At 57.9% G+C, this 12,255-nt stretch carries 10 protein-coding genes; all 10 read right to left on the bottom strand.

The window, feature by feature from the left end:
• Window positions 1-21 precede the first annotated feature (21 nt).
• Window positions 22-1,203 (bottom strand): isovaleryl-CoA dehydrogenase, encoded by a 1,182-nt coding sequence (locus RCH06_RS13705; protein WP_327082023.1) that lies wholly within the window; start codon window positions 1,201-1,203, stop codon window positions 22-24.
• Window positions 1,204-1,245: 42 nt separating this feature from the next.
• A complete protein-coding gene (locus RCH06_RS13710; RefSeq protein WP_327082024.1) occupies window positions 1,246-1,689 on the bottom strand; it encodes a PaaI family thioesterase in 444 nt (147 codons plus the stop codon).
• Between the two features lie 79 nt (window positions 1,690-1,768).
• Window positions 1,769-2,164: a MerR family transcriptional regulator gene (locus tag RCH06_RS13715; protein ID WP_327082025.1), complete on the bottom strand. Its 396-nt coding sequence runs from the start codon at window positions 2,162-2,164 to the stop codon at window positions 1,769-1,771.
• A gap of 341 nt (window positions 2,165-2,505) precedes the next feature.
• Complete coding sequence (locus tag RCH06_RS13720) at window positions 2,506-4,074, bottom strand: sensor histidine kinase (protein WP_327082026.1); 1,569 nt, start codon at window positions 4,072-4,074, stop codon at window positions 2,506-2,508.
• Window positions 4,075-4,118: 44 nt separating this feature from the next.
• Window positions 4,119-4,760, bottom strand: a complete 642-nt coding sequence (locus RCH06_RS13725; protein ID WP_327082027.1) for a response regulator — start codon at window positions 4,758-4,760, stop codon at window positions 4,119-4,121.
• Window positions 4,761-4,873: 113 nt separating this feature from the next.
• Complete coding sequence (locus RCH06_RS13730) at window positions 4,874-9,160, bottom strand: PAS domain S-box protein (protein ID WP_327082028.1); 4,287 nt, start codon at window positions 9,158-9,160, stop codon at window positions 4,874-4,876.
• A gap of 86 nt (window positions 9,161-9,246) precedes the next feature.
• The gene (locus RCH06_RS13735) at window positions 9,247-9,687 is read right to left on the bottom strand and encodes a response regulator (RefSeq protein ID WP_327082029.1); all 441 of its coding nucleotides are present in this window, start codon (window positions 9,685-9,687) and stop codon (window positions 9,247-9,249) included.
• A gap of 119 nt (window positions 9,688-9,806) precedes the next feature.
• Complete coding sequence (locus tag RCH06_RS13740; RefSeq protein WP_327082030.1) at window positions 9,807-10,736, bottom strand: M48 family metallopeptidase; 930 nt, start codon at window positions 10,734-10,736, stop codon at window positions 9,807-9,809.
• A 37-nt stretch (window positions 10,737-10,773) separates the two neighbouring features.
• A complete protein-coding gene (locus tag RCH06_RS13745; RefSeq protein ID WP_327082031.1) occupies window positions 10,774-11,541 on the bottom strand; it encodes a lysophospholipid acyltransferase family protein in 768 nt (255 codons plus the stop codon).
• A gap of 143 nt (window positions 11,542-11,684) precedes the next feature.
• Window positions 11,685-12,248, bottom strand: a complete 564-nt coding sequence (gene gmhB / locus RCH06_RS13750) for a D-glycero-beta-D-manno-heptose 1,7-bisphosphate 7-phosphatase (protein WP_327082032.1) — start codon at window positions 12,246-12,248, stop codon at window positions 11,685-11,687.
• Between the last annotated feature and the right edge of the window lie 7 nt (window positions 12,249-12,255).

Genomic DNA, 12,255 nt, shown 5'->3' on the forward strand with positions numbered 1-12,255 from the left:
GTGTCTTGTCGCCAGAGGCCATCACATGGTTTCGGCAAACAGCTCGCGCCCAATCAGCATGCGGCGGATTTCACTGGTGCCGGCACCAATTTCATACAGCTTGGCATCGCGCCACAGGCGGCCCAGCGGGTAGTCGTTGATATAGCCGTTGCCGCCGTAGATCTGGATGCCCTCGCCGGCCATCCATGTGGCTTTTTCGGCGCACCACAAAATCACCGAAGCGCAGTCCTTGCGCACCTGGCGCACATGGTCGGTGCCCAGCATGTCGAGGTTCTTGGCGACGGTGTAGGCGAACGAGCGGCCGGCCTGCAGCACGGTGTACATATCGGCGACCTTGCCCTGGATCAGCTGGAACTCGCCAATGCTCTGGCCGAACTGCTTGCGGTCGTGGATGTAGGGCAGCACGCTGTCCATGACGGACTGCATGATGCCGAGCGGCCCGCCGGTCAACACGGCGCGTTCGTAGTCGAGGCCGCTCATCAGAACCTTCGCGCCGCTGTTCAGGCTGCCCAGGATATTTTGTGCCGGCACTTCAACGTTGTTGAACACCAGCTCGCCGGTGTGGCTGCCGCGCATGCCGAGCTTGTCCAGCTTTTGCGCCACAGAAAAGCCGGGCATGCCTTTTTCAATCAAAAAGGCCGTGACGCCGCGCGCGCCCAGTTCGGGCTCGGTCTTGGCATAGACCACCAGCGTGTCGGCGTCGGGGCCGTTGGTGATCCACATCTTGCTGCCGTTCAGGACGTAATAGCCGCCCTTGTCTTCAGCCTTGAGCTTCATCGAGATCACATCGCTGCCCGCGCCCGGCTCGCTCATGGCGAGTGCGCCGACATGTTCGCCGGAAATCAGCTTGGGCAGGTATTTCTGGCGTTGCGCCTCGGTGCCGTTGCGCTTGATCTGGTTCACGCACAGGTTGCTGTGCGCGCCATACGACAGGCCGACCGAAGCGCTGGCGCGGCTGATTTCTTCCATCGCGATCATGTGGGCCAGGTAACCCATGCCAGCGCCGCCGTATTCTTCACCCACGGTAATGCCCAGCACGCCGAGCGAACCCATCTTTTCCCACAAGTCCATCGGGAACTGGTCGGTCTTGTCGATCTCGGCGGCGCGTGGCGCTATTTCAGCCTGTGCAAATTCACGCACCGCGTCGCGCAGGGCGTCGATGTCTTCGCCGAGCATGAAATTGAGTCCGGGCATGTTGTTCATGGTTGAAATCTTTCTCTGAAAATGATGAAGGGCGCGCGTAAATTAATAGGTTTTGGGGATGGGCGCAATGGTTTGCTGCATCAGCGCACAGGCGCTTTGCTTGCCGTCGGGGCTTAGGTGCAGCACTTCTGCCGTGGTGACAATGATGCGTTTGCCGGCGCGCGTGACGCGGCCCACGGCGCGCAATTCACCGTCCTTGAAGCCGGCCAGGAAATTGATCTTGTATTCAACGGTGGTCACTTCCATGTCCGGAGCCACCTGCGTCAGCGCCGCGTAGCCGCCGGCAATGTCAGCCAGCGCCCCCATGGCGCCGCCATGAAAACCGCCCTGCTGCTGATTGACGCATTCTGAATAAGGCAGCGCCACTTCGCACAGACCGGGCTCGACCCGCACCAGCCGTGCGCCCAGATGCTGCATCAGCCCCTGGCGCAAGAAGCTCGCTTCGATACGTTTGAACAGTTCTGACGGCGCGGTCGGTGCATCCATGAAAAAGCCCTGTGAAATGAGTTAAAAACAAGCGGCTGTCGCATTTTTAATTGACGTTTACGTAAACGTCAATTATGGCCTATTTTGCTTTTTCAGCCTTGACAAGAAGCATGCGGGCTTCTTTTTCATGCGTCCGAAGCTCAGCCAGGTTGGCCTGCAAGTCGACCAGTTGGGCTTCCAGTTTTTTGCGGTGATCGGTCAGGACAGCCAGGAATTTTTTCAGCTGCGGCGCCGTGTCGCGCGGGCTGTCGTAGGAGTCAATGATTTCCTTGGCCTCGGTCAGCGACAGGCCCAGGCGCTTGGCGCGCAGTGTGAGCTTGAGGCGGGTGCGGTCACGCGCCGAATAAACCCGGTTGCGCCCGCCCGGCCCTTCGCGTTCGGGCTGCAACAAACCCATGTCTTCGTAAAAGCGCATGGCGCGGGTGGTCAGATCGAACTCTTTGGCAAGATCGCTGATGGTGTAGGTGGTGGCCATGATGAAAGTAATAAACCCCAACGGCGGCAACGCAAAGCAGGGGCGGACTGTATTCGGAATGAGGGACGTCTATTTTCAATCCAGGGCAACAACAATCTGCAGCTGCCTTGCGGTCTGGCAGACCGGGCTTGCGGCGTCGCATCTGAGCCCTGATTGAAGGGCAAAATGGAATTACGCTTACGTAAACGTCAAATGTAACGCGAATGAAAAAAAGAAGGTCGCTCTGGGCGGCACGCACCCGGCAGCCTGCATTGCAATACAGGGCGCGGGACGTGAAACCTGCAAGCGTCCCGTGCCTGCCCAAACAACTGGCCCAGTGCTGCGCGCAAAAAACTCTTGCGCTAGGCGGCGTTTGCGGCCGCTTGCGGAAGCGCCATGAAAAAACTCGCGCCGATCTTGTCAGCGCTTTCCGCCCACACCGTGCCGCCATGTATCTGGGCCACACGCTTGATGATGGCCAGCCCCAGCCCGTTGCCGGGAAAATCAGCAGACGAGTGCAGGCGTTGAAACGCCGTGAAAAGATTGCCGCTGTAAACCGGATCAAAGCCCACGCCGTTGTCAGCTACCACCAGAACCAGCTCGCCGACCGCTTTGCCGGGCTGCACCCCGATCTTGATCCACGCTTCAGGCTTTTTAGAGGTGAATTTCCAGGCGTTTTCCAGCAGACAGCTCAGGGCCGTTGTCAAAAGATTTTTATGCCCCACCAGCACCAGGCTCTCGGTCATTTCAATGGTGACATTGCGGGTCGGATCGCGCTTGCGCAATCCGGCAATCAACGACTGGCAAATCGGGACGAGGTCAACCGCCTCGACGGCGCTGTTGCGCAGGGGCAGCTGCGCCAAGGTTCGCAAGTCGTCCACCAGCCGGGCCAGCTGGCTGATGCTGGCCTGAATGCGCCGGACATAGTGCCGGCCCTGGTCGTCCAGCACGAGCGAATATTTTTCAGCCAGCCGGGCGGCAAAACCATGCGCCACATGCAGTGAATCCTGCAGGTCACTGGACACGGCCTGGGTGAACGCCAGCAAATCGTTCCTGACGTTTTTGAGCTCATCTTGCTGCGCAAGCAGCGCCTGAGTCAACTCGGTGTTAGCGCTTTTCAGGGTATTGTCCGCAAAGTGACGGTCGCTGAGATCGGCCAGAGTGACCAGCACAGCTTGATGGCCGTCCCATTTGACATGGCTCCAGGCCAGTTCAACCAGCACCTGTTTGCCATCCATTTTTTTTTGTCTGCACAGCCGCATTTCAGACTGGGTTTCCTTGCCGTCTGTACTGGGGCGCAAAGAACTGAGCAGCTCCACGCCCTCGCCTTCGGGAAAGAGTGCGTCCATGCCGAGCGTCATGAAAACCTTGCGCGGAATGCCGTAAAACTTCACGGCCGCCTGATTGACGGCAAAGATGCGCAGCGTCGTCAGATCAAACACCCACATGGCATTGGGGTTGGCCTCAAAAATCAGCTGGTTGTAGCGTTTGCTGTCCTCCAGCAAACGCTGCAGCCGCTGCGTCGAACCGGCTTCGCGCAGGTTGAGGACATAGCCTTGAGGATGCTTTCTGAAGGTGTATTCGAGCCAGTTGTTTTCAAAATTCTGCTGGGCAATAAAACTGTACTGCGCCGAAGTATCCAGCGCCTGCTGGGTCGATTCCTGATTCTGTTCTGCTATTTCCTGAGACACAACATCCCAGATGTCAAAGCCCGACACCGCCGTCAGAGCACTGTGCAAAAACTCAAGCGCGCGGTCGTTGGCGTCCAGGATGCAGCCTTTTTGGTCCAGCAGCACGATGCCGTCCAGCGTCATATCCAGAAAACCCCACCCCTGCTGAATTGATGGCAGGACGGAGCTGGCGTCCTGTTGGCAGGCATCTGGCGAACTGCCTTTCGGATTTATCCTGAACTTGTCCAGGAAGCGGCTCATGGGTTACAGACCGGCATCATGTTTTCAACACTTGCAGCAGACCGTTAACGCCATTTAGCGTTGGCCATGACCAAGGCGGTGATGTAGCCTTGCAGCCAATCAAAGTTGACCGGCTTTTGCACCAGTCTCGCCTGCGACGGAAGACCGCCCCGAGCAGCAATCGCATCGACATGCATGCCACTGATCACAATGATCTGCATTTGTGCAAGCTGCTGGTTGCGTTTGATCGTCCTGAGCATTTCAATGCCATCTACCCCCGGCATGGACAAATCGGCAATCAGCAGATCCGGGCGCATGCTCGCGATATCCATCAGGGCATCAAGCGCCGATGACATCCAGGTGCAATCGACCGGCAAGTCCCATTCTTCAAACTGACACCGGTACAAATCGCGCGCAGCCTCGTCATCCTCCACCACCAGCACGCGCAGACGGTGCTTGGGATGAACATCGGCACGCGAGAGCTGCGGGCTGTTTTTGGCCATGTAGGTATTGAGGGAATGCAGGGCAATCCGGCGGTGTCCTCCCAACGTTTTCCACGCATCGATTTCACCTTTTTCAACCAGCGACTGGACCGTAGCAACGGACAGGCCCAGCACCTTGGCCGCATAGCTTGTGCCGCAGTAATCCTCGCTGGAAAAATCGGCTGCGGTTATGGCCGCTTCAAATGACTTGGGTTCACGCAACATTCACGGTACTCAAAAATATTAAATATGTCACAAATGTAATCTTAAACAATTTGACGAATTTTAACGATATGCAAGAAAAATTAACACATTCAAACGGGCAAACCAGCAACGAATCACACGCTTCGTCTTGAGCGCGGCAAGGTAAAAAAGAAAGTAGCGCCGCAGCCGGGTGCCGAATCAGCCCATATGCGGCCACCATGGCGCTTGATGACGCGGCTGACGGTTGCCAGCCCAATGCCCGTTCCGGAAAACTCCGAAGCCGCATGCAAGCGCTGGAACGGGTCAAAAAGCTTGTCGGCATAAGCCATGTCAAAGCCGGCACCGTTGTCCTGCACAAAAAATACTGGCAAACCGGCAGCATCGAATTTTTGGCCAATGCGGATCTCGGCCTGTGCCGGTGCCAGTTGCGAAGTGAACTTCCAGGCATTGGCCAGCAGGTTTTGCATCACCGCCCTGATGAGCCGCCCGTCGGCCTCGGCCAGCAGGCCATTTTCAATATGCACCGCTACCTGGCGCTCAGGCTGTCGCTCCTGCCACTCATCCAGAAAACTGCGCGCCATGGCCGACAAATCGACTGGTTCTGTGCGCAACTGCGCGCGTGCTACCTGCGACAGCGACAGCAAATCTTCAATCAACTGGCCCATCTGCGCCACGCCCGCCTGGATGCGTGACAAATAATGCGCTACTTTTTCTCCCACATCGTCCGTGAGTTGGCCCGTCAGCTGCTTGGCCAGCAAGCGGCTGAAGCCGTCAACGGTATTGAGCGGTGAACGCAAATCATGGGAAACCGAATAGGAAAAGGCTTCAAGCTCCTGGTTTGACAGGCGCAAGGCAGCCTCGATGGCCTTGATTTCTGTAATATCAGAATCAATAGCGACCCAGAAATTTACATTTCCCTGATTGTCAAGCACCGGCGAGGCCCGGTGAGCCATGGTGTGGTAGCTGCCATCTTTGGCTAGCAGACGCCGAATGCCTGCATAGGTGGACTGGTTCGCGCTGGCAATTTTCCAGTTGGCCTTGATGTCGGCCACATCGTCAGGATGAACGGCAGCAAGCCATTGGTAACCGGTCCAGTCCTTGAGTTCACCGCCCATCAGGTCGAACCAGGCGCGGTTGAAATAGGTTGCGGCCCCGTCCGGACTGGCAGTCCATACCGTCTGCGGCGCCTGCTCGGCCAATGCCCGGAACAAGGCTTCCTGACGCGCCAGCGCGACGGTAGGCTCAGCCACTTTTTGCTCCAGCCCGGCATTGAGTTCACGCACTTCTTCCAGCAGCCGGGAGTTTTCTATGGCGGCAGAAGCCAGGTTGCCCAGTTCCAGCGCGACGTATTCATCCTGCTTGGTGAATTCACCGTCATATTTGTCGGACAGCTGGAGCAAGCCGATATTTTTGCCATTTCGCCCTCTCAAAGGTACGGCAAGCCAGCCGCGCATGGCGGGATGCTTGCCGGCATAGTGGCCAAAGCCGCGCCAGCGGGGATGCGCTTCCAGCTCAGTCTGTGTCATGCGGACCGGGCGGTTGTTTTCGCAGACCATGGCATAGATGCCACTGCCGTCCGCCAGATCCCTCAAGCCGCGATAAGCGGCATATTTTTCAGACAGCGACAGCGCATGAATCGTCTGCAAGTGATTGCCTTCCCCGCTCAGGCTCACCACGGCCTGGTGGGCACCAATCACGCCGCGCGCCTGCTCGGCAATTTCCTGCATCGTGCCTTCCAGCGTCTGGTGCCAGGTAATGGCCTGGGCTGCATCTGCAGCGCGCTGCAGGGTAAACAGGTAATCCTGCACGTCCTTTTCGGCCTTGTCCTGGGAGGTTTTGTCCAAGGCGACAACAAAGCGGGCAGCCCGGCCGGCATATTGAATGGGTTGGGACATGGTCTCGACCGAAAAAAGGGAGCCGTCCTTGCGACGATCCTGCCACAGGGATTTTTTGCGCGATGGATTGTCTAGCCACTGGCGCAGGTGTTCATGCTCAGCGTCCGGCCGAATGTCAAAAATCGTCATCGTCATGAACTCTTCAGCCGAATAGCCGTAGGCCTGAACGACCGCTTGATTAACGGCAAGATAACGCGTGGTGGCGATGTCGTACACCCACATCGGGACTGGCGCCGATTCAAACAGCGCCGCGTAACGGTGTTCGCTTTCGATCAGGGCCTGTTCGGCCAGTTTGCGCTGGGTGATGTCCCGCTCCACCGCCACCCAATGCGTGAACCAGCCTTGTTCATTGGCAATGGGCACGATGTCGAGTTCGAGCCAGAACTCACTTCCATCCTTGGTGTAATTGACCAGCTCGGACCGCACGGGCTGCCAGTTTCTCAGCGCGGCCCCGATTCGATCCAGCTCGGCGCGATCGGTTTTGGGGCCCTGCAGAAAACGCGGCGACTGGCCCCGTACTTCATCGCAGGTGTAGCCGGTCTGGCGCGCAAAAGCGTCATTGACGAACACGATACGGGGTCCTGGTTCATCAATCGGCTCGGCTTCGGTGATCATCACAATATCGTTCAGGCGGGAAATACAGGTTTCAAGCAGGCGCAAGTGTTCCTGCGCATCGTGCTGTCCGGTAATGTCTTGCAGCACGCCCACCAGCCGCACCACCTTGCCATCTTCAAGTAGTGCGCGACCTTGCGTGCGAACCCAGATGCGTCGGCCTTTTGCCGTGACCAGCGGCAACTCCATATCCCAGGGCGTTGCCTCCTGCAGGGCGGCCGTCACGGCAGCCCTGATTAGCGGTTGCGCCTCAAGGTCATAAAAATCCACCTCATCCGTAAACGTGATGCCCAACGAAGGGTCAAGCTCATGGATACGGAAGGTTTCTTCAGACCAATACCGCGTCATGCTGGCGACCTCCAGCTCCCAGCCGCCAACTTTGGCCAGTGCGCCGGTTCGGTTGAGCAACTCGGTGCTTCGGGCGATGGTCAGCTCGGCATTTTTTTGCTCCGTGATGTCCCGAACCAGGCCGGTGCAGCTGAGCGGCGTTTTTGCGTCCGGGCCAAAATGAATCCGGCCAATCATGTGAACCCAGCGCACATCGTCCGACCGGTTAAAAATGCGAAACACGATTTCAATCGGTTTGCCGGATTGAATCGCCGCCTTGCGGGCTTGTTCAAAGATGTCACGGTCAGGCAAATAAACGCCGTTTAAAAAGCTCCTGTAGCTGCCATCAAAGCGCAGGCGGTTGATGCCAAACATCTTGTACATATCATCAGAGAACCCGATCAGTTCTGTGGCGAAGTCCATCTGCCAGTAACCGATGCACGCCAGGCGTTGCGCATCCTGTAATTTTTCCTGTGTGGCCGTGCTGCGCGCCAGCTCAGCTTCAAGCGCCAATTGATTCGCCTGCATGGCTTCGGCCATGCCGTTGAAACTCATCGCTGTCTGCGTAAATTCGTTCTGCGCATCTTCGGACTTCAGCGCAATGCGTACACCGAGCCGCCCCGCCTGAAACTGACGCATGGCCACCAGAATTTCAGCAACGGGTTTCACAATGACGCGGCCACCCAGCATCCAGACGATCCAGCCGCCAAAAGCGGCGACCAGCGCCAGCGCCATGTAAACCAGCGTCAGCCGCTGGCGGGCCGGCGCGAGCACCTCGTTCTTGCCCACGCTGACCGCCACAAAAAAAGGCGAGTCTGCGGATGTGCTGGTGGGCTGAAATGCATAAATCTGCGCTATGCCCGTCGCATCAGTGCCCTCGAATGCCTTGGCAACGCCCGCTTTAACCGCCGCCTGAAGGTCTGGATCAAGCAGTTTTTGACCAACGGTTGACGGATTTTGAAGGCTGGCGGCCAGCACAATCCCCTGGCGATCCGTGATGACAACGTGCATGCCCTTGGGCAAGGGCGCAGCAGCCACGGACTTTGTCATTTCTGTCAGGCTGATCGCAGCGAAAGCCACGGCGCTGATGTTTCCCTGCGGGTTGACGACGGGCTGCGCAAAGACAACAACCGGTTTTCCCGTGACACGCCCCTTCAAAAAACCACTCGCCACAAAACCCTGGCGCGCAATGACTTCTTGAAAATAGGAGCGGTCCCCCGCGAATTCGCCCGGACGCCCCCCGATGGCGTGACAGCGCATATACCCGTCAAGACCCACAATGCCGAGATTGACATACCCCAGCGCCTGCGAGTTCAGAACCTGCAAGTACTGCTGGCAATCTGCATCTGTCCCCTTCTGCACGACCGGCGTATTGACAATGGCGGTCAGTATCTGCCGCGCAGATTCGGCGACTCGCTCCTGATTGGCTGCAACCAGCGATGCGGAAAATTCCAGATTTTGTGTAGCCTGGCTGACGGCTTTGCCGGATGTCAGTACAGCACCTACAACGGCCAGCCCAAACAGGGGAACGATGGCCGCCAGCACCAGCATGACCAGGCGAGTGCGTAGCGTGATGTCAAACTTCATCGGATCGAGCCTTCAAACGGAAAAACAGCCAGCGGGCAGCAACAGATAAAGGGCTGAGCCAACCGAACGGCTAGCTAGCCGTAGCGTCAAACAGCCGCCAGAGATTGATTCACATCCAGCCAGTAAGCCTGCAAACGATTGACCTTTTCGGTGAAATCGATGAAGTCCACTGGTTTGCGGACAAAGCTGTTGGCCCCACTCTGGTAGCAGGCCGCCATGTCGGAGTGCTCGCTCGAAGAGGTCAGCATGATGACCGGCACTAACGCCGTCAGTGGATTTTTTCGGACGCTGCGCAGCACGTCCAGCCCGGAAAGCTTGGGCAGCTTCATGTCGAGCAGAATAAACGAGGGCTGCCTTTGTGTGTCGCGGCCCGCATGCTGGCCTTGCCCGAACAGGTAATCCAACGCCTCCACACCGTCCCGGGCCACGGCAATTTCGGCACGAGTCCCCGACTCTTCCAAAGTCAACACCGTCAGCTCCAAATGGTCTGGGTTGTCTTCAACTACAAGAATCAGCTTGTCTAACATGTATCTCTTCCCAAAGTGAGAGTCAAATTGTAGGGATTTTTAAAGCCCGCACTATTGCTGAATAATTTCAAAAATTGCTTTTATTTTCAGATTCAGTGATTAATTTACATTTTTGTGCTCTATTTACACCCAACCACTTCGTCCTTAAGCTGATTGCGCAGCGCAGCATAGTCGGGTATGACGCTGTGCACGGTGGCCCAAAATCGCGCGCTGTGATCCATTACCCGAAGGTGGCTCAGCTCGTGGACCACCACATAGTCGATCACCTCCAGCCTGAAATGCAGCAGTCGCCAGTTCAGCCGTATCGCCCCGCTGGCACTGGCGCTGCCCCAGCGGGTGGCGGCGCTGGACAGGCTGAGTTTGTGCCATTGAACATTCAGTTGCACCGCAAAATGATTCAGCCGGCGGGTAAACAGCGGGCTGGCTTGCTGCATCAACCAAGCCTGAACGGCGCGCTCGATCTGCGTGGCCGAAGCGTCATCGGAAAGGCTGAGGTGCAGGGACTGCGCAGCGTCAGCCCCGGCCAGCGCGGCATGCAAAGCACCGTGTGGCTGACGGCTGTCAAGCACTACCCGCACCGGCTCGCCCAGATAAGCAAAGACAGCGCCGCCTTTCCAGACAATCCGCGCAGCATCAAGCCGGCTGCGACGTTCACGCGTTTCCTGCAGTTTTTTCAGTATCCAGCCGGACTTTCCCTGCACGGACAAATCAATCTCAAGCAACGGCACCCATTGCGGTGCGCTGACCGACAGCCCTTCAGCGCCTACAGAAAAACCGATGGTGTTGCGTTTTCGGCGCTTGACCTCAAACGCCACGGCTTGGCCGTTAAGCAACACTTCACGCGTGGCGCGCGGGTGGCGAAAAGCGGTGGACGCCAGCGGTGCAACAGGCGCTATGTTTTCTATAGCTATTTGCGCACGTGCAGACTGCACAAGCGGCACTTTTGGCACTGAATCTTGCGTTTTACCCGCGCTGGGGTGTTGGGTGTCAGGCGCTAAAGCACCGGACGCCGAAAAATCAGGCACAAACTGCAAAACGCGTTTCGCCATGGCGGTTTTCAACGGGTTGGCGGTCACCCAACGCGATTCAGCCGCGCACTCTGGCGGGCTTTTCACTCTGGCCTGCATAGGCTTCGGGGTCGAGCCGGTGCATTTCGGCTTCGATCCAGGCTTCGACTTCGCGCATCAGCTCGTCGGGCTTGCGGCCCGCGCTGGGAATCGGCTTGCCAATCGAGATATCGACAATGCCGGGCGTCTTGATGAAGGCCTTGCGCGGCCAGCATTTGGCCGAGGTCACGGCAATCGGAATCACCGGTGCGCCGGTCTCAATCGCCAGCCGGGTGCCGCCCGACTTGTACACGCCTTTTTGGCCGCGCTTGATGCGCGTGCCCTCGGGAAACATGATGACCCACGTGCCTTGCGCCATCAGCCGTTTGCCCTGCGCCACGACCTTGCTGAAAGCCTGCGTGCGCTGGCTGCGGTCAATGTGAATCATGTCCATGCGCGCCATCGCCCAGCCAAAAAACGGAATGTAGAGCAATTCTTTCTTGAACACATAGGCCAGCGGGTGCGGCATGATCGCCGGCATCGTCAGCGTCTCCCAGGTCGACTGGTGCTTGACCAGCAACACAGCGGCGCTTTTCTCGCCGGTCGGCAGATTTTCCATGCCGGTGATGCGGTTCTGGATGCCCAAAATGGCCGTGCCGCTGCCAACGGCCAGCTTGAGCCAGCGCGCGCACATCCAGTACATCGTGGTGCTGTTGACAAACAGCGAAGCAATGACGACAAACAACGCCCACGGGATGACGGTCAGGATCAGCCACAACATGTGCAAAACAGAGCGAATCAGGAGCATGGCAAATTTTCGGCGGTTGGATGAAGGGGAACGGGCGAAGCAGATCTATTGCGCTGCAAACCTGCCTGAAAAGTGAAATTTACAGTGTTTCAGGCCTCTTGCGCATACGGGGCGGGCGCAAGCAGCTACTTTTTTTATAGCAATCACAGCGCCAGCTCAGCTTCGCGGACCAGGATGAAATCGGCAAAGGCGGATAAATCCTGATGCACCAGCGTTCCGGGCGGCAAGTCTTGCGGCGGTGGCAAGCCCCGGTATTTTTCGGATTTTCCGGTCAGCACCAGATGCGGCTCGCAGCCGGCTGCCGCGCCCGCCTGCACGTCACGCAGCGAGTCGCCCACGGTGGGAACGCCTTTGAGCGGCACGCCAAAGCGCAGGCCGATCTGCTCGAACAGCCCCGGCTTGGGCTTGCGGCACTGGCAATTGTCTTCTGCCGTATGCGGGCAGTAAAACACCGCATCCATGCGCCCACCCTGCAGCGCCAGCATCTTGAGCATCTTGGCATGCATGGCGTTGAGCGTGCCCACGTCAAACAGGCCGCGTCCCAGTCCGGACTGGTTGGACGCAATGACCACATGCCAGCCGGCATGGCTGAGCCGCGCAATCGCTTCGAGCGCGCCGGGCAGCGGCAACCACTCCTCGGGCGTCTTGACGAAGTCGTCGCTGTCGCTGTTGATGGTGCCGTCGCGGTCGAGAATGACAAGTTTCATGGAGGAA

Source organism: Polaromonas sp. CG_9.5 (assembly GCF_035984465.1).
Classification (GTDB): Bacteria; Pseudomonadota; Gammaproteobacteria; order Burkholderiales; family Burkholderiaceae_C; genus Polaromonas.

What these genes read in the sequence shown, in the direction of transcription:
- RCH06_RS13720 (WP_327082026.1), bottom strand. Translation starts at nt 4,074, where the DNA reads ATGAGCCGCTTCCTGGACAAGTTCAGGATAAATCCGAAAGGCAGTTCG.
- RCH06_RS13730 (WP_327082028.1), bottom strand. Translation starts at nt 9,160, where the DNA reads ATGAAGTTTGACATCACGCTACGCACTCGCCTGGTCATGCTGGTGCTG.
- RCH06_RS13725 (WP_327082027.1), bottom strand. Translation starts at nt 4,760, where the DNA reads ATGTTGCGTGAACCCAAGTCATTTGAAGCGGCCATAACCGCAGCCGAT.
- RCH06_RS13735 (WP_327082029.1), bottom strand. Translation starts at nt 9,687, where the DNA reads ATGTTAGACAAGCTGATTCTTGTAGTTGAAGACAACCCAGACCATTTG.
- RCH06_RS13710 (WP_327082024.1), bottom strand. Translation starts at nt 1,689, where the DNA reads ATGGATGCACCGACCGCGCCGTCAGAACTGTTCAAACGTATCGAAGCG.
- gmhB (WP_327082032.1), bottom strand. Translation starts at nt 12,248, where the DNA reads ATGAAACTTGTCATTCTCGACCGCGACGGCACCATCAACAGCGACAGC.
- RCH06_RS13715 (WP_327082025.1), bottom strand. Translation starts at nt 2,164, where the DNA reads ATGGCCACCACCTACACCATCAGCGATCTTGCCAAAGAGTTCGATCTG.
- RCH06_RS13705 (WP_327082023.1), bottom strand. Translation starts at nt 1,203, where the DNA reads ATGAACAACATGCCCGGACTCAATTTCATGCTCGGCGAAGACATCGAC.
- RCH06_RS13740 (WP_327082030.1), bottom strand. Translation starts at nt 10,736, where the DNA reads ATGGCGAAACGCGTTTTGCAGTTTGTGCCTGATTTTTCGGCGTCCGGT.
- RCH06_RS13745 (WP_327082031.1), bottom strand. Translation starts at nt 11,541, where the DNA reads ATGCTCCTGATTCGCTCTGTTTTGCACATGTTGTGGCTGATCCTGACC.